Origin of the sequence: Mucilaginibacter mallensis, assembly GCF_900105165.1 — a bacterium.
Classification (GTDB): domain Bacteria; phylum Bacteroidota; class Bacteroidia; order Sphingobacteriales; family Sphingobacteriaceae; genus Mucilaginibacter; species Mucilaginibacter mallensis.
The window spans coordinates 3342738-3365522 of the sequence record NZ_LT629740.1; the positions used below are offsets into that span (position 1 = coordinate 3342738).

Sequence of the window (22785 nt, forward strand, 5' to 3'; positions counted from 1 at the left end):
ATGAAATTTAACTTAAAAGCCCAGGATCCGCTTTCAAAAGCCCGCGCAGGTGAGATCACAACCGATCACGGAACCATTCAAACGCCTATTTTTATGCCTGTTGGTACAGCAGGCACTGTTAAGGCCGTGCATCAGCATGAGCTAAAAAACGACATAAAAGCACAAATTATACTGGGGAACACCTACCATTTATACTTAAGGCCAGGATTGGATACTATTGAAAAAGCCGGCGGCCTACATAAATTTAATGGCTGGGATGGCCCAATTTTAACCGATAGTGGCGGTTACCAGGTATATTCATTAACCGAAGTACGTAAAATAAAGGAAGAAGGGGTTACGTTCCGATCACATATTGATGGCTCAAAACACCTGTTCACACCCGAAAATGTGATGGATATTCAGCGTACAATTGGTGCTGATATCATTATGGCTTTTGATGAATGTACACCTTATCCGTGCGAATATAACTACGCCAAAAGGTCGATAGAGATGACGCACCGCTGGCTTAAACGTTGCTGCGACCGCTTTGATTCTACCCAACCGAAATATGGCTACGACCAAACATTTTTCCCTATTGTACAGGGATCTGTATATAAGGATCTGCGTGTACGCTCGGCGGAAGTTATAGCTTCTTTTGAGCGTGAGGGCAATGCAATAGGTGGTTTATCCGTTGGAGAACCGGCTGAGGAAATGTATGCTATGACAGAAATTGTATGCGATATATTACCAGAGCAAAAACCACGTTATTTGATGGGCGTAGGTACACCGGTTAATATATTGGAAAATATTGCGTTAGGAATTGATATGTTTGATTGTGTAATGCCTACCCGCAATGCCCGTAACGGTATGCTTTTTACAAAAGATGGCATCATCAACATAAAAAACGAGAAATGGAAGAATGATTTTTCGCCTATTGAAGCTGATAGTGACCTGTTTGCTGATACCGCTTATACCAAAGCATATCTGCGGCATTTAATACACTCTGGCGAGATGCTGGGCGCGCAGATAGCCACCCTGCATAACCTGCATTTTTACCTGTGGCTGGTTGCTGAAGCACGTGAAAAAATAATAGCAGGCGAATTTTATAACTGGAAAAAAATAATGGTTAACCGCTTAGGCCAACGACTATAAATGAAGGAGTTTTTAGATAAATACATAAAGGTTATTGATAGGTATATCATCAACAAATACCTGGGTACATTCGTGTTCACGCTGGGTATTTTTATCGTGATATCGGTGGTTTTTGATATCTCAGAACACCTGGATAACTTCTTATCTAAACACGCCACATTAAAGGAAATTGCCTTCCAATACTACGCCGGTTTTATCCCTTTTTATATCAATATGCTGTCGCCGCTGATTAACTTTTTGGCGGTAATTTTCTTTACGGCAAAGATGGCAGATCAGACGGAGATAGTACCTATCCTGAGTGGAAAGGCTAGTTTTAACCGCTTTTTAAGACCATATTTTATAGCCGCTACGCTCATATTTATTGTATCATTTTTTGCCAATGTATACCTTATTCCTTATACCAACAGGCTGAAAAATGACTTCGAAAACTCCCACGGTTTTAATGGTGATACTGACCCAACCAAGAGCGAAGTGCACCTGCAACTGGACAAGCATACCTATGTTTACCTGCAATCATATGACCCTGTAGTACATACCGGATACACCTTTATACTGGAAAAATTTAATGGTGATGAGCTTAAACAAAAGCTATTTGCTCAAACAATAGTATATGATTCGCTGAAGAAAAAATGGGCCTTAAACAACTGTACTATCAGGTATGTAAATGGTTTGCACGAGCAACAATTAAGCGGTATACATAAGGATACGGTGCTGGATATGCGCCCTTCCGACTTTGATGTGCTGCATGATAACTCGTATAATGCGATGTCATTAAGCGTGCTTAATACCGGTATTACCAAGGAAAGGATCAGGGGATCGGGGGTTTTAGACAACATGTTATTTGAAAAATACCGTCGTTTTGTATACCCTTTTTCTACGTTTGTGCTCACCTTAATGGGCGTATCTTTATCATCACGCAAGGTTCGCGGGGGAATTGGATTACCACTTGGGATAGGGATCATCCTATGTTTCGCTTATATAATTCTTGATAAGTTCTCCTTTGTATTTGCCGAAAAAGGTGCCTTACCGCCTATATTATCTGTGTTTATCCCCAACTTTATGTTTGGTTTGGTAGGGCTTTATTTATTGTATAAAGCACCCAAATAATGCCCGATACCCCTACTTCTGCAGGAATAAACAAGAACCTTTTAATACTCCATTTTACTGTTTTTATATGGGGATTTACCAGTATTTTGGGCGAATTGATCTCCATTGCAGCCGTACAATTGGTATGGTACAGGGTAGTTATTGCCACTGTTTCGCTGTTTTTATACTTCAAATTCAATAAAACTTCGTACAAAATAAGCCGGAAAACACTGCTAAAACTGGTGGCAACAGGCGCCTTAGTCGGCGGCCACTGGATACTTTTCTTTGCTGCTATAAAGCTTTCAACCGTTTCTGTGACGCTGGTTTGCCTGTCATCCAATACACTTTTTACTGCTATTTTGGAGCCAATAATTAACCGCACACGGATCTCAAAAATGGAAATAGTTGCGGGTCTTTTAATCATAATTGGCATTATCCTCATATTCAAATTCGAAACACAATACACTAAGGGTATTATAACAGGCCTGCTTAGCTCTGTATGTGCAAGCCTTTTTTCCATCATCAACGCCCGCCAGGTAAAGCATACCGACGCTCCTGTTATTGCTTTTTATGAACTGTCGGGAGCTTTTGTATGGATCTCTGTCTACCTGTTTTTCACCCATGGCTTTGCTCACGACATGATCCTGAAAAATTCAGACATTGGGTATTTACTTATCCTCGGTACCGTTTGCACATCGCTCGCCTATGTTGCCGGGGTATCGGTAATGAAAGAATTTTCAGCCTTTAAGGTGGCACTCATCACCAACCTTGAGCCTGTATATGGCATCATTATGGCATTCATTTTCTTTGATGATATGCACAAATTAAGCCCGGGTTTCTGGGCAGGTGCCATCATTATCCTGTCGACAATCTTTATGTTTCCGTTGGCTCAAAAGCAAATTGCAAAACGTAGAGCAAGATAATTCTGCATCAATATTTCCTGAATTTTACTGCACAATTTCATGATTCACCAACCTCCCACTAGATAGGAGATAAGAAAATCCGTATACATACGGCGCATTTTAAGCCTTTCTAAGCGCGAATTTCTCGCAGCTACACTTTACTCCAATCTTATAAAATGAGTGCCATACAGGGCAAATTCAATTTCCAATTAGTGTATTGAATTAAAACTTTAACAGGATAGCTAAAATCATCAAAAAAGCAAAAAATATCCGACAATTATTCTTTAAAAAAATCAAACCTGTGTTTTATATAAATATAATATAACTTTTATAATCAGACGATTATAAATTTTATAAAAATGATAAGTTTACCTAAAAAGCAAATTAAAGGAAGATGAAATACTAACAAATTTAGTAAACATGATTAAACAATCTAAATTATCATTATATAAAATTAAGAATCAAATAATTAAATACTTTCAAATGAAGTAAAAATACATTTAGGTAGACGTGGGTTAGAATTTAGTCAAAGTGTATTGAAATTTAAAAATTAAAATTTCAATAAAAAGCAGGCAGGGAGAGAACTTTCAGCAGGAACAGGATTTTCCTGAAAAATCACTCATTTTCGTAAAACAGGATTTCAGAAAAATCAGCAGCTATCAGCAGGAAAAAAAATCGATAATGAGACATTACGTCTTATCCATTTTTTGACAAACGCGTTGAGCAGGGTAATTCAATTACCGGGCAATAATTAAACCATCAAAATCTGCAGAAAAAATCACCGCCCCCGGCCCATTTTTTTTGTGAGTTTAGTTACCCAAAACCTCCACTTTTATAAGACATATAAAAACCGGATATTGTAATTAAATGTTCAACTAAAAAACCATGAGAATAAAAACGATCATCATCATTCTGATAACAGTATTATTTACTGTAGTGCTTATGCAAAATACCGGCCGGGTAACTTTTTCATTTTTGTGGGCCGATTTCAGCGTATCGAAATTAACAATGCTATTAATCGTAGCCGTGGTCGCTTTTGTTATTGGCCTACTGGTTGGTCGACCTAACAAGGTTAAACGACTAGGCGGAGACCCTATAGATGAAAACCCAGACCACACAAACCCCAATACACTAAGTGACGAAGACAGGGAATATATAAACTAACACTATGAAAAACAAAATCGGATTTATTGGTCTTGGCAACATGGGCATCCACATGGCTAACAATTTAATAAAGGCAGGCTATCACCTGCAGGTTTATAACCGCACCGAAGCAAAGATCCTGGAGCTCGATCAGGCGTCGGTAACCGTTTGCAAAACTCCTGCCGAGGCAGCCACCGGCGTACCCATTTTGATCAGTATGTTATCGCAGGATGAAGTGCTGCGAGAATCGACTGTAGGTGCAGAAGGAATTTTAAAAACTTTTCCTGCGAATGCTGTGCACATATCCATGAGCACTATCAGCCCTGATACGGCTGAGAAACTCGCCAAATTGCACCAGCAACATGGCAGCAAATACATCGCCTCCCCTGTCTTCGGCAGGCCGGAAGCTGCGGAAGCGAAGAAGCTGTTCATTTGCATTTCGGGTGATAAGGATGCTAAAGAAATCGCAACCCCCGTGCTTGAAAATTTAGGGCAGCGTATTGTTGATTTTGGCGACAAGGTTGGCGGCGCAAATGTGGTGAAGGTTGCCGGTAATTTTATGATCCTGGCCTCGCTGGAGATAATGGCCGAAGCATTTACCCTGGCTGAGAAAAACGGCCTGGATCGCGTACAGGTTGCCGAGTTTTTTGGATCGACAATTTTCAATGCACCCATCTATCAAAACTACGGCAAGCTTATCGCCAACAAACAATACGAGCCGGTTGGCTTCAAGGCCAGCCTGGGCTACAAGGACGCGCGCTTAGCCGTTAAACTGGCGCAACTGAGCCAAACACCAATGCCCGCTGCAACGCTGGCTCACGACAGGTTATTATCAGCCGTAGCCAAAGGTTGGGGCGACCGGGATTGGGTTGAAGGTGTAGGCCGTGGCGTGAGTGAAGATGCGGGAGTCTGATTTCGAATTTCGGATGTTCGATTTCGGAATTAGAATATGCAATTTTTGATTTCGGATGTTCGATTTGGGATTTAAATGAATTATATACTGTTTTAAATAAATCCCAAATCGAACATCCGAAATCTCAAATCAAAAATCTTAAATATCGTAAAACACCTGGTTCTCTCCTTCCAGATGCGACAGGTCGGGTAGCTCATTAAAAATCCCGAACACCGATGCCCCGCTCCCGCTCATGCTGGCGAATAAAGCACCGGCTTCGTACAGGGCAGCTTTAACACCGCGGATCTCCACATGATTTTTAAAAACAGATTCTTCAAAATCATTTTTGATGTACTTGCGCCAATTGGCAACGGGCATATCGATCAGTTCGATCAGGGAGGTTTTCACATCGGCCGGTTTTACGCCCCTATAAGCCTCCGAAGTTGACACGTGAACCTCGGGCATCACCAAAACAATTTTATAAGCTGAGAGGTCTAATTTGATAGCCTCAAACTCATCTCCTACCTCAAAGGCGAACACCGGTTTGCTTTCGATAAAAAAAGCGCAGTCGGCACCCAGCCTGCGGGCATAATTCTGCATGTCGTCAACGCTCAGTTTTAAATTAAAGGTTTCATTCATCAGCCTGATAAAAAACGCAGCATCAGCCGATCCACCGCCAAGCCCTGCCCCTATTGGGATATTTTTGTGCAGGTGAATTTTTACCGGCGGCACGTCGTGATCTTTTTTCAGCATGTGCCAGGCCTTAACACAAAGGTTATCCTCAACCCTGCCGGGGATATCCAGGCCGGTAGATTCAAAGCTCAGTTCATCGCTTTCGATGATCTCGAGTACGTCGTTAATTTTTATTGGATAGAAAACAGTTTCTAAATTATGATAGCCATCGGCACGGCGCTCAATTATGTTTAAACCGATATTAATTTTAGCATTAGGAAAAATGACCATAAGAATATTTAACACAGCATGTATTTATACACATCCGTAGGATAACAAAATTAGATTATTTTTATTTGCATTTGTATAATTAGTGAATGAGTGATTGAGTGGATGAGTGAGTTTTGAAACTGCAACCTTATCAACCCAATCAACCAATCAACCAATCAACCCAATCAACTAAACAAATGAAGCAATACCTGGATTTAATGAACCATGTGATGGAAACCGGAACGCAGAAGCATGATCGTACCGGCACGGGAACCATAAGTGTGTTTGGTTACCAGATGCGTTTCAATTTGCAGGATGGCTTCCCGTTGGTAACAACCAAGAAGCTTCACTTCAAATCCATCATACACGAGCTCATCTGGTTTTTAACCGGCGACACCAACATAAAATATTTAAAAGATAACGGCGTGCGCATTTGGGATGAATGGGCGGATGCTGATGGCAACCTCGGCCCGGTTTACGGTTACCAGTGGCGCTCATGGCCAATGCCCGATGGCGGCCACATCGACCAGATCAGCCAGGTGGTTAACCAAATCAAAAACAATCCCGATTCCCGCCGCATGATCGTATCAGCATGGAACGTGGCTGATGTAAACCAAATGGCGCTCCCACCTTGCCATAGTCTATTCCAGTTTTATGTTTTGGACGGAAAACTCTCCTGCCAGCTTTACCAGCGCAGCGCCGATATATTTTTAGGCGTGCCTTTCAATATTGCATCCTACGCCCTGCTCACAATGATGATGGCGCAAGTATGCGACCTGGAGTATGGCGACTTCATCCACACCTTTGGCGATGCCCATATCTACAACAATCACCTGGAGCAGGCCAAGCTACAACTAAGTCGTGAGCCAAGACCACTGCCCACCATGAAGATCAATCCTGAGGTAAAGGACATCTTTCAATTTAAGTTTGAAGATTTCACTTTGGAGAATTATGATCCGCATCCGCATATTAAGGGGATTGTCGCGGTTTAGATTTGTCATTGGGTCATTAAATCCTTGAACAGTTCAACCTTATCATGAGTAATCGAATAGAAGATTTGGAGATCTATACCCTATCTGAACCATTTGGCGACAAAATTTGGTTCCTGGTATTGGAATGGGATTTTTTCGCCAAGGACACAATTGGAAAACAACTTGTACGATCGGCTGATTCAATAGGTGCTAATATTGCCGAAGGTTTTGGCCGGTATCATTATAAAGAAAACAAAAACTTCTGTTACTTTAGCAGAGGATCAATAATTGAAACTAAGGTTTGGCTAAAAAAAGCTCATACCAGGAAATTGATTGATGAAGATACTTTTCTATCATTAATCCAACAATTAGAAACTATACATCATAAACTAAACATTTACATTAAATACATTGGCAAAGGTCAACAACAATGCCCCAATGCCCCAATGCCCCAATGACCCAATGACAGTATCCATCATAGTCGCCATAGGCGAAAACCACGCCATAGGCAAAAGCAACCAGTTATTATGGCACATGCCAAATGACCTGAGACATTTTAAAGAGATCACCTCTGGCCGCACCATCATCATGGGCCGAAAGACATTTGATTCGGTAGGCAAGCCGCTGCCAAAGCGCAGAAATATTGTTGTTACCCGGCAGGATATCACCATTCCGGGCTGTGAAGTGGTTAAATCAATTGAAGATGGTTTGGCACTTTGCGAAGGCGAGGACGAAGTATTTATTGGTGGCGGCGCCGAGATATACAAACTGGCTATACATTTAACAGATCGTATTTATCTCACTATAATCCATCATTCGTTTGATGCTGATACCTTTTTTCCTGAAATTGATAAGGTTGAATGGAAGGAAATTTCAAGGAAAGACCACCAGGCCGATGAAAAAAATGCCTATCCTTATTCATTCATAACACTTGAACGCAGCTAACAAAAGGCAGCGTTATTTTGTTTTTTAATTTTAAATTTCATGATTGCGAAATTTTATTAGATTTGCCGTCTATTTTAAAAAAGCTTATAAACTAATTAATTACATATATAATATAAGATGCAAGGTAAAGGGGTTGTTAAATTTTTCGCCATATTGCTGGCGGTGGTGTGTTTGTACCAGCTTTCATTTACATGGGTTTCCCGCAGTGTTGAAGACAAGGCGAGGACTTATGCGGGGGGCGATATTCTAAAAGAAAAGGCTTATCTGGACTCAGTGTCCACCCTGCCGGTATATCCTATCTTGGGTCATAACTATGCTTATTGCAAAGCTAATGAGTTAGCGCTGGGTCTCGACCTTGCAGGTGGCATGAGCGTTACCATGCAGATCTCGCTGAAAGACCTGGTAAAAAAATTAGCTGATAATAACCCTGATGTTGTATTTAACCAGGCATTAAACAACGCTGAGGCTGCTACACGTTCCAGCCAAAAGGATTATATCACGCTATTTGTTGCTGAATATGAAAAGCTGAACCCTAACGGGAAATTAGCTTCGCTTTTCTCAACTAAAGATAATCAGGCTCACTTAAAGTTCAACGCATCAAACAACGAGGTTGAAACTTATTTGAAAGATCAGGCTGCTACAGCGGTTAAACAATCATATACAGTTTTAAATACCCGTATCGACCAGTTTGGCGTAACATCTCCAAACATTCAGTTACAGGCAGGCACAAACCGCATATTGATCGAATTACCGGGTGTTAAAGATCCCGAACGCGTTCGTAAACTTTTATCAGGTACTGCAAAGCTTGAGTTTTATCAAACTTTTGAAAACGCCGATCAAACCGGTCGCCCGTTGGAAGGTTACCAAACTTTAGCAAGCATCAATAGCCTGTTAGCCGCAAAAAATAAAACTGCTGTAAAAGATTCTGCTGCAAAACCAACTACCGCTACTAAAGATACTACTGCTGCTGCAAAAGGTGGCTTATCATTATTAAGCAAGGTTCAGAAAAATGCAGGTAAAGATTCAACCAACTTAGCAGGCAAAACAAAGGCTGCGCAGGACAACCCTCTTTTTGCTTTGTTGTCACCTCCAAGCTACCAGGATCAAAAAGGCCAGATGCAATTACGCCCGGGACCTGTTGTTGGCTGGTGCGCTTTAAAAGACACTGCTAAAGTAAACTCATACTTGAACAGCGCCGATGTAAAAGCAATCATTCCGAGAAACATGAGATTCCTTTGGAGTGTAAAACCAGATCCTGAATTTAAAACTAAGGTATTTGAATTATATGCTGTAAAACTTACCGGTGCTGACAATGGCCCTGCATTATCAGGCGATGTTGTTGATGACGCACGAGCTGAAACTGACCAGAGAGGTGAGCCAAATGTGGTTATGGACATGAACTCTGCAGGCGCACAAAAATGGGCTACTATAACCCGTGAGGCCTCTGCTGATCCAAACAATAAAAAATCAATAGCCATTGTTCTTGATGATAATGTTTACTCAGCACCGCGTGTTGATAATGAAATATCAGGCGGTAATTCTTCCATCTCAGGTAACTTTACTATTGATGATACCAAGGATTTGGCCAACGTATTAAAAGCGGGCCGCTTACCTGCTCCTGCTGTTATCATTGGCGAAAACGTGGTAGGCCCATCATTAGGTGAAGAAGCTATCCACGCCGGTTTATTATCAGAAGGCTTAGGCTTACTGGTTGTATTGGTATTCATGATCGCTTATTACAATCGTGCGGGTACTGTAGCTGTGGTAGCGGTAATTGTTAACATGTTCTTCCTGCTGGGTGTACTTACTGGTTTACACGCGGTATTAACCATGCCGGGTGTTGCAGGTATAGTATTAACGCTGGGTATAGCGGTTGATGCCAACGTATTGATATACGAACGTGTGCGAGAGGAAATGGCCTTAGGCAAATCTGTTCGTATTGCTGTATCAGATGGTTTTAAACATGCTTTATCATCCATCCTCGATTCTAACATCAGTACATTCTTAACCGGTTTAATCCTGTTCATTTTTGGTTCAGGCCCGATACAAGGTTTTGCTACTACATTGATGATCGGTATCATTACTTCATTATTCTGTTCATTATTGATCTCAAGGTTAATATTTGAGTGGATGCTGGAGAAAGGCTGGGACATCAAGTTCTCAAACCCATGGAGCTCACATACTTTCAAAAACGCTAATTTCGCTTTCGTAAAAAACCGTTTTAAATTCTATATCTTCTCAAGTTTGTTCATCCTTGCAGGTATCATATCAATGGCTACACAAGGCTTCAACTATGGTGTTGATTTTGAAGGCGGCCGTACTTACGTGGTTCGTTTTGAAGACAAGAGCGTAAATGAGCAGATGATACATGATGCGGTTGATAAAACATTAGGCCGCGGTACCGAGGTTAAAACCTACGGATCAGACATGAGCATCACTACAAACTACCTGATCAATGATACATCAGCAACGGCTGAAAGCAAGGTAACCGAAGCGCTGATCACTTCATTGAACAGCAACCCACAAACCAAGATCACTAAATCAGATATATTAAGCTCACAAAAAGTTAGTGCTACTATTGCTGATGAACTTAAAAAATCAGCTATTTGGACCGTAATATTCGCCATTGTAATTATATCAGCGTATATATTGGTTCGTTTCCGTAAGTGGCAGTTCAGCTTAGGCGCGATGATCGCTACTGCACATGATGCATTAATGGTATTATCATTCTTTACTTTATTTAAGAATGTGCTTCCATTCTCTTTAGATATTGACCAGGCGTTTATAGCTGCGATATTAACAGTAATCGGTTACTCAATTAATGATACCGTGGTGGTATTCGACAGGATCCGTGAGTTCCTTGACCTTCACCATGCAAAAACTGATGACCCTAAAGTTGTTATTAACGATGCGATCAACAAAACATTAAGCCGTACCATTATTACCGCACTAACCGTATTGTTCGTACTGATCGTATTGTTCGTGTTTGGTGGTGATGCTATTAAAGGCTTCTCGTTCGCGTTATTGGTTGGTGTATGTTTCGGTACATACTCATCAATCTGTATAGCAACCCCGGTAATCGTCGACTTTGGAAAAAAAGATCTGAGATAATAATTTAATCATTATATTTAAAAGGCTCCAAAGAACATTTGGAGCCTTTTTTGTTTTATACATGGAAACGCTTAACTATATCATATGGAATCTACCGATAAATCAAAATTCCCTTTAATTGTTATTGTTGGCGGTGGTTTCGGCGGTTTGCAAGTTGCTAAACAGCTTGAAGATAAACCTGTGGAGGTTTTAATGCTCGATAAGCATAACTACCACACTTTTCAGCCCCTGCTCTACCAGGTCGCATTGGGTAGTTTAGAGTCGGAGTCAATTGCATTTTCATTACGAAAGAATTTCGGTGGACAAAAAAATTTCCGTTTCCGTATAGCTGAGGTATCAAAAGTAAACCACGAAAAAAACACCATAGATACCACCATAGGCGAAATAGCTTATGATTACCTGGTGATAGCCACGGGCTCAACCACCAATTTCTTCGGCAATAAGGATGTGGAGCATTACGCCATGCCTATGAAATCCATTCCCGAGGCATTAAATTTGCGTTACCTCATCTTCCAGAATTTAGAGGAAGCTGTTTTAAAAAAGGTAAAAGAAGAGCGTGAACCCTACCTCACCTTTGTACTGGTTGGTGCCGGCCCTACAGGTGTGGAACTGGCGGGCGCAATTGCAGAGTTCCGTAATTTTGTACTAGAGAAGGATTATCCTGAACTTAAAAAGGATGATGTAAAGATCTATCTGGTCGATTTTTTGCCAAGGGTATTGGGCCCGATGTCAGAACAGGCATCAAAAGCATCACAGGATTATCTGCACAAACTGGGTGTCGAATTATTGTTGAACGCTAAAGTGCAGGGCTATGATGGCCACACTATAACTTTCGAGGATGGTAAAAGCATCAAAACCAAAAGTGTAATATGGTCGGCGGGGGTTATGGGTGTTATACCTCATGGTATCTCAAAAGATCTGGTTGAGCGCGGCAACCGTATCCGTACAGATAATATTTGCCGTGTAATAGGTTTCGACAATGTATTTGCCATAGGCGATGTAGCCGCCATGATAACCGATGACACCCCAAAAGGCCATCCGGGTGTAGCGCAGGTAGCTATACAAATGGGGCAAAACGTTGGTAAAAACATTGTACATTTGATCAAAGGAGAAGCAACCGTTCCGTTTGTATATAACGATAAGGGCTCATTAGCCACCATTGGCCGTAATAAGGCTGTGGCCGATTTGGGTAAGATTAAATTCCAGGGATTTTTTGCCTGGCTGATATGGATCTTTGTGCACCTGTTCTCATTGGTCGGCACCCGCAACCGGGTTATTGTATTTATAAACTGGATCGGTAACTATATCAACTATAACGGCGGAAGCAGGCTCATCATCAGGCGTTTTACACGGGGAACCGTTAAAAACACCACCGAAGAAGTTACAAAGTATAAATAAACCTATTCATTATAATACATATTGTGAAAACACTTTTTTTAAGCTTTGCGTTCATACTCCTGGCTTTTGCGGCCAGGTGCCAGGGTAATACTGCGAATCCCGACTCTGTTTCGTTACGCGTTGATGGCACAAACGCCTACTACCAAAAAACGGTTAAGGTTGATAGCAGCATTATGGAAAGTATGATCTATTTAAGATCGCTTGAATTTTTCGCTGCCAAGAACTTTCAGCAGAATTACGGCTTCGATCAGGAAGGCAAACTGATTTGCACTACTGCACAGGACCTGAATACCAATAAAGTTTATGTGGGTGATGAGGGCGACAATGTGGACCCTTATACTGTTCAGTTTTCTATCACCATTGATATGAAAAACAGGCGTTACCGCTATACCATTAACAACGTAGTTTTTTACATGCCTACTGAAACCGGCAACAGGCGTTTAGGCTTGTATGATATGTATTTGAAGGCCACCAACACACAATCAAAACGGGTAGCAAGGGACGCTAAAAAGGTATTAGACTCGTTTGAAAGATATATTGCCTCGCTCACCGGTGAATTGTACCAGGCTGTAGAAAAGAAAGGTGCTATTGACAGTACAAAATTTTAGCAATCAGTAAAGTATGCCGCAAAAAATAAAATTAACCGAATGCCCGCGCGATGCCATGCAGGGCATTCATGATTTCATCCCCACTGAAATAAAGGCAGCCTATATTAATTTGCTGCTGCAGGTTGGTTTTGACACTATTGATTTCGGGAGCTTTGTATCAGCAAAGGCAATCCCTCAAATGCAGGATACCGCGGAGGTTTTAAAGAAACTCAACCTGAGCACTACAAAATCCAAACTATTAGCCATAATAGCCAACTATCGCGGAGCAGAAGAAGCTGCACAGCATGAGGAAATTACTTATTTAGGCTATCCCTTTTCTATATCAGAAACATTCCAACTGCGTAACGCAAATACTACCATACTGCAATCCTTTGATGCCGTACAAAGGATTAATGAGCTATCATCATCCAAAAACAAGCAATTACTGGTGTATCTATCAATGGGCTTTGGCAACCCTTATGGCGATGAATGGAATATAGATATTATTCAGTACTGGACAGAAAAATTGGTTAACGAAGGCATCAAAATTATAGCATTATCTGATACTGTGGGCGTTGCAAGCGCTGAACAGGTAAGTGACATCTACCCCAAATTAACAAAGAGTTTCCCGTCAACAGAATTTGGCCTGCACCTGCATGCCACACCCAATAACTGGCACACAAAAATAGAAGCAGCCTATAAAAGCGGCTGCACCCGTTTCGATAGCGCACTAAAAGGCTACGGCGGCTGCCCCATGGCCACAGATGAGCTTACAGGCAACATCGCCACCGAAAACCTGATAGGTTATCTTCAATCCCAAAACGAGCTCCTTGAGCTTAATTTCGATAAACTACGGGAAGCATTGGAGTATTCTTCTACCGTTTTTTTGTAGGGGAGATAGAATCAAGAGTTAAGATGCAAGAATCAGGAAGCTGCATTTTTCTTCCTTACTATTGATTCCCGACTCTTTCCACTCCCGTCTTGATTCCTGATTCTTAACTCTTGCTTCTAATACGTATCTTTGCCCTTGCAAAACGTTCTATCGCTCACGGCCAAACCGCGAGAGGAAAGTCCGGGCAACATAGAGTATCCTGCTTCCTAACGGGAAGGCGCCGGCAGCCGGCGACAGCAAGTGCCACAGAGAATATACCGCCTGTGATTTATCATGGGTAAGGGTGAAAACGTGAGGTAAGAGCTCACGGCTTTTCCGGGCGACCGGGATCGCGGTAAACCTCAGGAGTTGAAAAACCAAATAGGTCCTGAATCGGAAGTTACTCGCTTTTGATTGTTTGCCACTGGCAGATGATCGTCAGGATGGGTAGGTTGCTTGAACCTGTCAGCAATGGCAGGGCCAGATTAATGATAGAAACCGTCCTTCAACCGACGGAACAGAACCCGGCTTATAGCTTTGCTGCTGAAAAAAATGCCCCTTTCTGCAAAACAGAAGGGGGTTATTTTTTGTATATAGGTGGAGTGTTTATTTTTCTATACAAATCCCATATATTTGGGCGCCGAACCATTCACTCTTTTTTCGAAAAACATAGGATAAAAAATGGCAAAAATCTTAATTATTGATGATGAACGTGCTATAAGAAGCACCCTGCGCGAAATTTTAGAGTACGAAGATTACCAGGTCGAAGATATTGATAATGGGCAGGATGGCCTGGACATGATAGCCAAAAATGATTATGACCTGGTGCTTTGCGATATTAAAATGAACCGGATGGATGGCATGGAAGTGCTTACCGAAGGTTTAGCCATAAAACCGGATCTGCCATTTATTATGATCTCTGGCCATGGTACCGTTGAAACAGCTGTTGAAGCCAGTCGTAAGGGAGCTTTCGATTTTATATCAAAACCACCCGACCTGAACCGTCTTTTAATTACCGTACGTAACGCACTCGACCGCGGAAGTTTGGTTGTTGAAACCAAGGTATTAAAGCGTAAGGTTTCAAAAGTGCGCCCAATATTGGGTAACTCACAGGCCATAGCAAAAATTAAAGAAACCATTGATCGCGTTGCCCCTACTGATGCCCGTGTTTTGGTTACCGGCGCCAATGGTAGCGGTAAAGAGCTGGTTGCACGCTGGCTGCATGAAAAATCAAACCGATCAAATGCACCTTTGATTGAAGTTAACTGCGCCGCAATACCTTCTGAACTGATTGAGAGTGAACTATTCGGGCACGAAAAGGGCTCATTTACATCGGCTGTAAAGCAACGTATTGGTAAATTCGAATCAGCTAATGGCGGAACTTTATTTTTGGATGAGATAGGCGATATGAGCCACTCAGCGCAAGCTAAGGTGTTACGTGCACTACAGGAAAGCAAAATAACCCGTGTAGGCGGCGAAAAAGAAATTGAGGTTGATGTACGCGTAGTAGCTGCGACAAATAAAGACCTGTTAAAAGAAATTGAAGCCGGTAATTTCCGTATGGACCTTTACCACCGCTTAAGTGTGATCCTTATTCATGTACCGCCATTAACTGAACGCAGAGACGATATTACCTTGCTTACCCAGAATTTTTTGGATGAGATATGCAATGAATACGGCATGCCTGTTAAAAAGATCTCTGAAGCTGCGCTTGATGCCCTTAAAGCCTTGCCATGGACAGGTAATATACGTGAACTGCGCAACATGGTTGAGCGTTTAATTATTTTGAGCGATAAGACCATTACCGATGGCGATGTTAAGGCATTCGCCAATCCGTCAGCGCCAGCTCCAGCTTCATCAAACGATTCATCATCAAGCCAAACTGATTTTAACCAGTTCAAAAACTTTCAGGAGTATAAAGATTTTGCTGAACGCGAGTACATCAAATTCAAGCTGGAAAAAAACAACTGGAACGTTTCAAAAACTGCCGATGATATTGATATACAACGCAGCCACCTGTATAGTAAGATAGAGAAGTACGGATTGAAACGCGGGGAATAATCGGGGAGTAATCTTAAATAACTCACAAAAGAAATGGGTGTCATGCTGAGGCACTCGAAGCATGAGCGTAATGGCCTTCGCCCACATGCTTCGAGTGCCTCAGCATGACACCCCTCTATTATAAGAGTTAACTGCTTCTTAACTAAACTCCGGTTTCAGCAGCCCCTTTTCTTTCTTCCTCATCTTCTCAACCTTTGGTACTGATACGCCCTGTATGTAAGGGTTATCCTGATGAAGCTTGTAATAGTTCTGGTGATATTTTTCAGCCGGGTAAAATACTTTAAATGGTGCAACCTCTGTAACTATCGGCGCAGAGCCATAGTACTTTGAAGCATTGATGCTCTTTATAGTATTTTCGATGATCTCTTTCTCTTCAGGTGTGCGATAAAAAGCTATTGAACGGTAACTGGTACCATGATCCGGGCCCTGGTAGTTAAGCTCTGTTGGGTTGTGGGCATAAAAGAATGCTTCAACCAATTTAGCATAGCTAATCACTTTAGGATCATAATAAACCTGCACACTTTCAGCATGGCCTGTATTATCAGAGCACACCTCCTCATACGTTGGACGGGGCGCATTACCGCCAGAATAACCGGCAACTACCTGGTCAACTCCTTTAAGTTCAGACATGGCCTCGCTGCTGGCCCAAAAACACCCGGCAGCAAAATCAGCAACTTTCTCTCCGGGTTTAGGTTGTGGTAAACTAGCAAACGAATTGGATTGCCCCTGAGCGCAGCCTGCAAATAACAGTAGGCAGGCTATATATAAAATGGATCTTTTCATAAAATATTTACTTTTTTAATAATATACGCACGCTAAAGCTGAGCGGTTGTCATTGAGCGGTAATATATTTTATGAACGTTGATTTCTGAGCGAAGTTTTAACCATGGTAATTATACTTTGTAAGCCGTTGGTCTTGATTTCGTACACGGTTGATAATAACATACCCAACTTGCCGGGAGGAAAACCACCCTTGCCATGCATCCACTCCAAATAAGAGATGGGCATATCACATATCAAAGTACCTTTGTATTTGCCAAAGGGCATTTTGGTTTGTACAATTTCAATCAGGATCTTAGAATCGGGCTGAGCACTTTCCATGCTGTAAAGATATGATAAACCAGGATTTGTTGGATTTAAATGATCATAAAGATGCGAATAACCCATATCCCGAAAATCCGTAAAATCCTATAAATCCTGGTTCAAAATTTCAAAAAAAAGCTCCCCGCATAAACGGAGAGCTTTTAACATATATATTGAGGTGGTTATATTTAGAATCTTCTTCTGCCAAAATCATGTCCCCTATCGTTTTGAGCAACACGTTGCTGATCGTCGCCTCTGTTACCGCGGTTTTGGTTAAATTGCTGGCCGCGGTTGTCACGGTTCTGATTATATTGTTGGTTATAGTTGTTCTGATTCCTGTTATCAAAATGCTGGGCATATCCACCACGATTATCAAAATGTTGGTCGCCACCATTAAAGTGATTAGCATAGCCTCCCTGGAAATGGTCGTCCCTGTGTGCCCATTGGTAGTTTGCACCATGATACCTGTTCATGTAGAGATCATTGTGTAAGTATGGGCGTGGTGAACGTACTTCAAACCTGCGGGCATGCATCCAATCATAATTACGGTATTCGCCGGGTAAATAAGCAGCAGAGATCCAGTTATCGCCATCATTATAATAGTAGCATTGCTGTGCAACGTTGTAATAAGCGTTTACATCAGGTAAATAATAGTAGTCGTCATCGCTGTTATAATCAGCAGGTGCGTTATCTGTATATACTACTGGTGCAGGCTGTACATCTACAACAGCGGGGCGTACATATATATGGTGTGGGAATAAATTTATACCTAAATGAATTCTTATTTGCGCATTGGCAGTGTTATAAAATAAACCGCTTATTGCTATTGCTGATAATAAAACTAACTTTTTCATGGTGTTTTAAATTTTATATAGTTAGGACTATACCATTTTTAAAAAGTTTAATCAGAATAATAATTTCATATAGATGATATGGCTATTTTCAGAATAATATTCCGAATAATAAACAAAGCTCAAAACATTATACTTTATTAATTATTTATCTACCTAAGTATCAGATTTATAAATTGTAACAATAATGTATTTTATTAAACAGAAATTTTGTTTGAGTTGAATTTAGTTTAATTTTAGTCCACCAATCCTCTCGTTATGAAAACCAATAGCTTATTTTCATTAGTTATGCCGTTAGCCCTCATTCCGGCTTTGATATTAACTAACCCGATAACAAACAAAAAAACAGTTCCTCATACAAAAACAGTTGCTGCCGATGCTGGTCTCACGCTGCCCTCTGGTTTTGAAGCCAGCGTAGTAGCCGATAATTTAGGGCAAGCCAGGCATTTGGCTATTACACCTCAAAATGACATTTATGTAAAGCTTAACCATTTTAAAAACGGTAAGGGCATCCTGTTTCTGCACCAAAATGGTGATAAAGCTACAGTAGCTAATAGCTTTGGCAACTATGGTGGTACCGGCATGTACATTAAAGATGGCTACTTATATGCATCATCTGATGAAGACGTTTACCGCTATAAATTAAATGCTAAAAGTGAGGTTATAAATCCCGATGTACCTGAGAAGATCATATCTGGCTTGTTAAACCGCCGCGAACATGAGTCAAAATCAATCGTGCTTGATAACGATGGCAATATATACGTGAATGTTGGGGCCTACTCCAACTCATGCCAGTTTAAGGACAGGCAAAAAGGCTCCATAGGCAGACCTGGTTGTCCTATACTGGACTCAGCGGGCGGTATATGGCAATTTAAAGCCGATAAGCTTGATCAGCATTATGGCGATGGCGTTCACTATGCAAAAGGCATAAGGAACACTGTGGGCCTCGACTGGAACCAGCAGAACAATCAACTATATGTTATGCAGCATGGCCGCGATCAACTGCATGATCTGTTCCCTGATCTGTATACCGTACAACAATCAGCCGTTGAACCAGCCGAGTGCTTATATGCATTAAAAAAAGGCGATGATGCCGGATGGCCTTACATTTATTACGATCAGGAAAGACATGAAAAAATATTGGCACCCGAATATGGCGGCGACAGCAAAAAAACCGCTGGCGAAGGCACTATTGATCCTACAGTAGCATTCCCGGGCCACCTTGCACCTGATGGTTTATTATTTTACACCGGCAACCAGTTCCCTGAGCGTTACAAAAACGGTGCCTTCATAGCGTTCCATGGCTCATGGAACCGTGCACCTGAACCACAGGCAGGCTATTTCGTGGTATTCCAACCGTTTAAGGATGGGAAACCAGATGGGAAATGGGAAGTGTTCGCCGATGGTTTTGCAGGCACACAAGCACAAAAAGAATCTGGCCGTGCCGAACACCGTCCATGCGGCTTAGCGCAAGGGCCTGATGGTTCGCTGTATGTAAGTGATGATTCAAAAGGGACTATTTATAAGATTACCTACAAAAAATAATACATGAATACTAAAAGAACCGCTGTATTGCTGTCCCTGTTAATAGCATTTTCGCTGGGCTCATATGCGCAAACCAAGCATAAAAGTTCAACACATGTAAGCCTGGCTACATCAATAGCCAATGGTAAAAATATCTATATTCAGAATTGTGCAAGCTGCCATCAAACTGATGGCGGCGGCGCTGGCAATATGAACCCGCCCTTAATAAAAACCACTTATGTTTTAGGTAATAAAACCACACTCATAAAGATCATATTGAATGGATTCAGCGATAATGTTGAGATCAACGGCCAAACCTACCAAAACACCATGGCATCACATGATTTTTTAAAGGATCAGGAAATTGCCGATGTGCTTACCTATGTGCGTAACAGCTTTACCAACAAAGCCAGCGCGGTTACAGCATCGCAGGTAAAAACAGTAAGGGCGAATAATAAGCCAGCTAAATAGGGTGTCATGCTGAGCGATAGTCGAAGCATGAGCGTAGAGGCCTTTGCCCACATGCTTCGACTATCGCTCAGCATAACACCTTTTCTTATAATCCGTTTACTCCTTATATAAACAAGTTGTGATCAACCCCGTCCAACCTGTTTGATGTGATGCTCCTACCCCACGGCCGTTATCGCCATCAAAGTACTCGTAGAACAGCACATAATCCTTAAACGACGCATCATACTGTATTTTATCATAGGCCCCAAACACTGGCCTTCTGCCTGTATCATCACGCAAAAATATACTTGATACCCGTTTGTACAACTCGTTTGCAACTTCTTTAAGGTTCATGAATACGCCCGAACCTGTTGGGCATTCTATTTTAAAATCATCGCCATAGTATTGATAAAAACGTTGCAGGCTTTCTATCAGCAGATAGTTCATCGGCATCCATATAGGGCCCCGCCAGTTACTGTTGCCGCCAAATAAACCGCTGTCGCTTTCAGCAGGTGTATATTTAATACTAAAGTTCACTCCATTTATGGTAGTTTCATAAGGGTGTTCCAAATGATATTTTGAAACTGAGCGGATGCCGTAATCGCTTAAAAATTCATTCTCATCCAACATATATTTAAGCAGCATTTTCATACGGTAACCGCGCAATAAGCTTATCAGATGTTTACCGGTGCTACTCTTTTCATTCCAGCGTGATACCAATGCGGCCAAATCAGGGCGGTTATCAGCAAACCACTTTAGCCTGTTTTTAAAGATCGGGTTATTGAGTATATCATTCTCATCCAATACTTCTGCTGCAAACAATGGGATTAGGCCAACCAAGCTTCTTATCCGCATCTTTTCAGTACTATTGTCAGGCAAACGGATCTGATCATAAAAGAAACCATCGGTATCATCCCATAAACCCTGATTATTATCACCCAGGTTTGCCATTGCCCCGGCTATATATATAAAGTGCTCAAAAAATTTGGAGGCGATATCATTATAAGCCTTATTATAAACAGCCAGCTCAGCAGCCATACGCAACAGGTTTAATGAGTACATGGCCATCCAGCTTGTACCATCAGCCTGCTCCAGATGCTCACCCATTGGCAAGTGCGCGTTCCTGTCGAATACCCCAATATTATCGAGACCTAAAAAGCCACCTTCGAATATATTATTACCGGCAGCGTCCTTACGGTTTACCCACCAGGTAAAGTTGAGCATCAGCTTATGAAAGATCCGCTCCAGGAAGTAAGTATCCCCCTTGCCCTCATTATTATCTTTATCCAGGTTGTAAATTGTCATAGCAACCTTTGCAAGTACCGGCGGATTAGCATCGGCAAAATCCCACTCATAGGCCGGAAACTCGCCATTAGGGTGCATATACCAGTCCCTTACCAGCAGCATTAGCTGGTTCTTGGCAAAATTCATATCAAGCCGGGCAAGTGGCAAGCAATGAAAAGCCAGATCCCATGATGCAAACCACGGATACTCCCATTTATCGGGCATGGATATTACATCCTTCGTATTTAAATGCATCCATTTGCTGTTTCGGCCGTTCATCCGGCTTGCAGGTGGTTTTGGTCCTGCGGGGTCACCGTTTAGCCAGTGGTGTATGTTATAATGGTAGAACTGCTTTGTCCACAACATACCTGCAAAAGCCTGGCGCTGCACCATTACACTATCAGCATCTGGGTTTTCCTTTTGTACATCCTTATAAAATTCGTCAGCCTCAGTTATACGGGCATTAAACACCGCGTCGAAATCAGTAAAATCATTTTTAGCGTTTTTGGATAAACGCAGCCTAACCACATGGCTTTGCTTAGCCTTAACAGTTATGTCAAAATTAATGGCAGCCTTAGTACCCGTCTTTTTCGGATTTACGGTATCGGCGCCATTTACTATATAGTCATTTATACCATCTTTATAATATGGCTTACCATCATCATATCCATACAAGCGTTTGGTATTGGTTTCATTATCACAGAACAACAATTCCGGCGATCCTTCACCATTCAGCCACATCTGCCCCAGGTCCTTATGGTACACTTCAATAACCCCATGCGAATCGGCCAATAGCTCCGGCACATAGTTATCGTATCCCCAGGCCCATGTATTGCGAAACCAGATGGTTGGCAATACATTTAAACTGCAATCCTGTGCCCCCCTGTTATTTATGGTGATTTTTATTAAGATATCATCCTGCGCATTTTTAGCATACTCGGTAAATACATCAAAATACTGATCGTTATTTAACAAGCCGGTATCTATCAGCTCAAACTCCGGGTCATTTCTGCCACGCCTTTTATTTTCATTAACCAGCCATGCATACGGGTATTCCTGCTGCGGATATTTATACAGCGTTTTCATGTACGAATGTGTTGGCGTATTATCCAAATAATAATACAGCTCCTTAACATCCTCACCATGATTACCCTCCGGGTTGCTTAAGCCAAAATAACGCTCTTTTAATATCGGGTCCTTTTTGTTCCATAAAGCCACAGCGAAACAAAGCAGCTGGTCATCATCACATATCCCGGCTACGCCCTCCTCACCCCAGCGATAAGCCTTGCTGCGGGCCATATCATGCGTAATGAAATTCCAGGCATCACCGTCGGCACTGTAATCCTCTCTAACGGTTCCCCATTGCCTGTCGCTTACATATGGGCCCCATTTTTTCCAGCTTAAATCCTGCAGTCGCGTTTGTTCTGTGTTCATGTATATTCGAGGCTAATGTTATAAGGGTTAAAGTAGCTTTTATAAATTAAGTTTTTATAAAATATTATTATAAAGAATTTATTACACACAGGTGTTAGTGTTTAATTATTTTTTGGCTG

General features: G+C 41.7%; 20 protein-coding genes and 1 other RNA gene. 16 read left to right on the top strand and 5 right to left on the bottom strand.

Features of this window, described 5'->3' with window-relative positions; translation table 11 throughout:
- From tgt to BLU33_RS13615, 5 genes are all read left to right on the top strand, one after another.
- Complete coding sequence (gene tgt / locus BLU33_RS13595; protein WP_091373740.1) at positions 1–1131, top strand: tRNA guanosine(34) transglycosylase Tgt; 1131 nt, start codon at positions 1–3, stop codon at positions 1129–1131.
- A complete protein-coding gene (locus BLU33_RS13600) occupies positions 1132–2238 on the top strand; it encodes an LptF/LptG family permease (RefSeq protein WP_172829253.1) in 1107 nt (368 codons plus the stop codon).
- The gene (locus tag BLU33_RS13605; RefSeq protein ID WP_091373743.1) at positions 2238–3140 is read left to right on the top strand and encodes a DMT family transporter; all 903 of its coding nucleotides are present in this window, start codon (positions 2238–2240) and stop codon (positions 3138–3140) included. The genes BLU33_RS13600 and BLU33_RS13605 overlap by 1 nt, the downstream gene beginning before the upstream one ends.
- Before the next feature lie 864 nt (positions 3141–4004).
- Positions 4005–4283 (top strand): LapA family protein, encoded by a 279-nt coding sequence (locus BLU33_RS13610; RefSeq protein WP_091373745.1) that lies wholly within the window; start codon positions 4005–4007, stop codon positions 4281–4283.
- Positions 4284–4287: 4 nt separating this feature from the next.
- On the top strand, positions 4288–5175 hold the full coding sequence (locus BLU33_RS13615) for an NAD(P)-dependent oxidoreductase (protein WP_091373748.1): 888 nt from the start codon (positions 4288–4290) through the stop codon (positions 5173–5175).
- Between the two features lie 138 nt (positions 5176–5313).
- Here the strand turns inward: BLU33_RS13615 and ispE are convergent, their stop codons facing one another.
- The gene (gene ispE / locus BLU33_RS13620; RefSeq protein ID WP_317040516.1) at positions 5314–6132 is read right to left on the bottom strand and encodes a 4-(cytidine 5'-diphospho)-2-C-methyl-D-erythritol kinase; all 819 of its coding nucleotides are present in this window, start codon (positions 6130–6132) and stop codon (positions 5314–5316) included.
- Between the two features lie 161 nt (positions 6133–6293).
- Between ispE and BLU33_RS13625 the strand changes: the two genes are divergently transcribed.
- The 9 genes from BLU33_RS13625 to BLU33_RS13665 all read left to right on the top strand — a co-directional run bounded on the left by BLU33_RS13625 (position 6294) and on the right by BLU33_RS13665 (position 16040).
- Positions 6294–7088: a thymidylate synthase gene (locus tag BLU33_RS13625; RefSeq protein ID WP_091380542.1), complete on the top strand. Its 795-nt coding sequence runs from the start codon at positions 6294–6296 to the stop codon at positions 7086–7088.
- Positions 7089–7132: 44 nt separating this feature from the next.
- Positions 7133–7525 carry a four helix bundle protein gene (locus BLU33_RS13630; RefSeq protein ID WP_091373750.1) on the top strand — a complete coding sequence of 131 codons (393 nt, stop codon included), beginning with the start codon at positions 7133–7135 and terminating at the stop codon, positions 7523–7525.
- Between the two features lie 4 nt (positions 7526–7529).
- Positions 7530–8012, top strand: a complete 483-nt coding sequence (locus BLU33_RS13635; RefSeq protein WP_091380547.1) for a dihydrofolate reductase — start codon at positions 7530–7532, stop codon at positions 8010–8012.
- A 117-nt stretch (positions 8013–8129) separates the two neighbouring features.
- Positions 8130–11123: a protein translocase subunit SecDF gene (gene secDF / locus BLU33_RS13640; RefSeq protein WP_091373753.1), complete on the top strand. Its 2994-nt coding sequence runs from the start codon at positions 8130–8132 to the stop codon at positions 11121–11123.
- Positions 11124–11207: 84 nt separating this feature from the next.
- Complete coding sequence (locus BLU33_RS13645) at positions 11208–12521, top strand: NAD(P)/FAD-dependent oxidoreductase (protein WP_091373756.1); 1314 nt, start codon at positions 11208–11210, stop codon at positions 12519–12521.
- Positions 12522–12544: 23 nt separating this feature from the next.
- On the top strand, positions 12545–13129 hold the full coding sequence (locus BLU33_RS13650; protein WP_091373760.1) for a hypothetical protein: 585 nt from the start codon (positions 12545–12547) through the stop codon (positions 13127–13129).
- 13 nt (positions 13130–13142) lie between these two features.
- Complete coding sequence (locus tag BLU33_RS13655) at positions 13143–14000, top strand: hydroxymethylglutaryl-CoA lyase (RefSeq protein ID WP_091373763.1); 858 nt, start codon at positions 13143–13145, stop codon at positions 13998–14000.
- 134 nt (positions 14001–14134) lie between these two features.
- An RNA gene (gene rnpB, locus BLU33_RS13660) (RNase P RNA component class A) lies at positions 14135–14527 on the top strand.
- 133 nt (positions 14528–14660) lie between these two features.
- Positions 14661–16040: a sigma-54-dependent transcriptional regulator gene (locus BLU33_RS13665; RefSeq protein ID WP_091373766.1), complete on the top strand. Its 1380-nt coding sequence runs from the start codon at positions 14661–14663 to the stop codon at positions 16038–16040.
- Positions 16041–16178: 138 nt separating this feature from the next.
- Here BLU33_RS13665 and msrA read toward each other — a convergent pair whose 3' ends face one another.
- The 3 genes from msrA to BLU33_RS13680 form a co-directional block, all read right to left on the bottom strand.
- Positions 16179–16823 carry a peptide-methionine (S)-S-oxide reductase MsrA gene (msrA, locus tag BLU33_RS13670; protein WP_091373769.1) on the bottom strand — a complete coding sequence of 215 codons (645 nt, stop codon included), beginning with the start codon at positions 16821–16823 and terminating at the stop codon, positions 16179–16181.
- Between the two features lie 69 nt (positions 16824–16892).
- The gene (locus BLU33_RS13675; RefSeq protein ID WP_091380551.1) at positions 16893–17141 is read right to left on the bottom strand and encodes a DUF3820 family protein; all 249 of its coding nucleotides are present in this window, start codon (positions 17139–17141) and stop codon (positions 16893–16895) included.
- Positions 17142–17311: 170 nt separating this feature from the next.
- A complete protein-coding gene (locus BLU33_RS13680; protein ID WP_091373772.1) occupies positions 17312–17977 on the bottom strand; it encodes a hypothetical protein in 666 nt (221 codons plus the stop codon).
- Positions 17978–18232: 255 nt separating this feature from the next.
- Here BLU33_RS13680 and BLU33_RS13685 point away from each other — a divergent pair, with 255 nt between their 5' ends.
- Together BLU33_RS13685 and BLU33_RS13690 are read left to right on the top strand one after the other, a co-directional pair.
- A complete protein-coding gene (locus tag BLU33_RS13685) occupies positions 18233–19519 on the top strand; it encodes a PQQ-dependent sugar dehydrogenase (RefSeq protein ID WP_091373774.1) in 1287 nt (428 codons plus the stop codon).
- A gap of 3 nt (positions 19520–19522) precedes the next feature.
- Positions 19523–19969, top strand: a complete 447-nt coding sequence (locus tag BLU33_RS13690; protein WP_091373777.1) for a c-type cytochrome — start codon at positions 19523–19525, stop codon at positions 19967–19969.
- Positions 19970–20065: 96 nt separating this feature from the next.
- Here the strand turns inward: BLU33_RS13690 and BLU33_RS13695 are convergent, their stop codons facing one another.
- A complete protein-coding gene (locus BLU33_RS13695) occupies positions 20066–22666 on the bottom strand; it encodes an MGH1-like glycoside hydrolase domain-containing protein (protein WP_091373780.1) in 2601 nt (866 codons plus the stop codon).
- Between the last annotated feature and the right edge of the window lie 119 nt (positions 22667–22785).

What these genes read in the sequence shown, in the direction of transcription:
- tgt (WP_091373740.1), top strand. Translation starts at nt 1, where the DNA reads ATGAAATTTAACTTAAAAGCCCAGGATCCGCTTTCAAAAGCCCGCGCA.
- BLU33_RS13600 (WP_172829253.1), top strand. Translation starts at nt 1,132, where the DNA reads ATGAAGGAGTTTTTAGATAAATACATAAAGGTTATTGATAGGTATATC.
- BLU33_RS13605 (WP_091373743.1), top strand. Translation starts at nt 2,238, where the DNA reads ATGCCCGATACCCCTACTTCTGCAGGAATAAACAAGAACCTTTTAATA.
- BLU33_RS13610 (WP_091373745.1), top strand. Translation starts at nt 4,005, where the DNA reads ATGAGAATAAAAACGATCATCATCATTCTGATAACAGTATTATTTACT.
- BLU33_RS13615 (WP_091373748.1), top strand. Translation starts at nt 4,288, where the DNA reads ATGAAAAACAAAATCGGATTTATTGGTCTTGGCAACATGGGCATCCAC.
- BLU33_RS13625 (WP_091380542.1), top strand. Translation starts at nt 6,294, where the DNA reads ATGAAGCAATACCTGGATTTAATGAACCATGTGATGGAAACCGGAACG.
- BLU33_RS13630 (WP_091373750.1), top strand. Translation starts at nt 7,133, where the DNA reads ATGAGTAATCGAATAGAAGATTTGGAGATCTATACCCTATCTGAACCA.
- BLU33_RS13635 (WP_091380547.1), top strand. Translation starts at nt 7,530, where the DNA reads ATGACAGTATCCATCATAGTCGCCATAGGCGAAAACCACGCCATAGGC.
- secDF (WP_091373753.1), top strand. Translation starts at nt 8,130, where the DNA reads ATGCAAGGTAAAGGGGTTGTTAAATTTTTCGCCATATTGCTGGCGGTG.
- BLU33_RS13645 (WP_091373756.1), top strand. Translation starts at nt 11,208, where the DNA reads ATGGAATCTACCGATAAATCAAAATTCCCTTTAATTGTTATTGTTGGC.
- BLU33_RS13655 (WP_091373763.1), top strand. Translation starts at nt 13,143, where the DNA reads ATGCCGCAAAAAATAAAATTAACCGAATGCCCGCGCGATGCCATGCAG.
- BLU33_RS13665 (WP_091373766.1), top strand. Translation starts at nt 14,661, where the DNA reads ATGGCAAAAATCTTAATTATTGATGATGAACGTGCTATAAGAAGCACC.
- msrA (WP_091373769.1), bottom strand. Translation starts at nt 16,823, where the DNA reads ATGAAAAGATCCATTTTATATATAGCCTGCCTACTGTTATTTGCAGGC.
- BLU33_RS13675 (WP_091380551.1), bottom strand. Translation starts at nt 17,141, where the DNA reads ATGGAAAGTGCTCAGCCCGATTCTAAGATCCTGATTGAAATTGTACAA.
- BLU33_RS13680 (WP_091373772.1), bottom strand. Translation starts at nt 17,977, where the DNA reads ATGAAAAAGTTAGTTTTATTATCAGCAATAGCAATAAGCGGTTTATTT.
- BLU33_RS13685 (WP_091373774.1), top strand. Translation starts at nt 18,233, where the DNA reads ATGAAAACCAATAGCTTATTTTCATTAGTTATGCCGTTAGCCCTCATT.
- BLU33_RS13690 (WP_091373777.1), top strand. Translation starts at nt 19,523, where the DNA reads ATGAATACTAAAAGAACCGCTGTATTGCTGTCCCTGTTAATAGCATTT.
- BLU33_RS13695 (WP_091373780.1), bottom strand. Translation starts at nt 22,666, where the DNA reads ATGAACACAGAACAAACGCGACTGCAGGATTTAAGCTGGAAAAAATGG.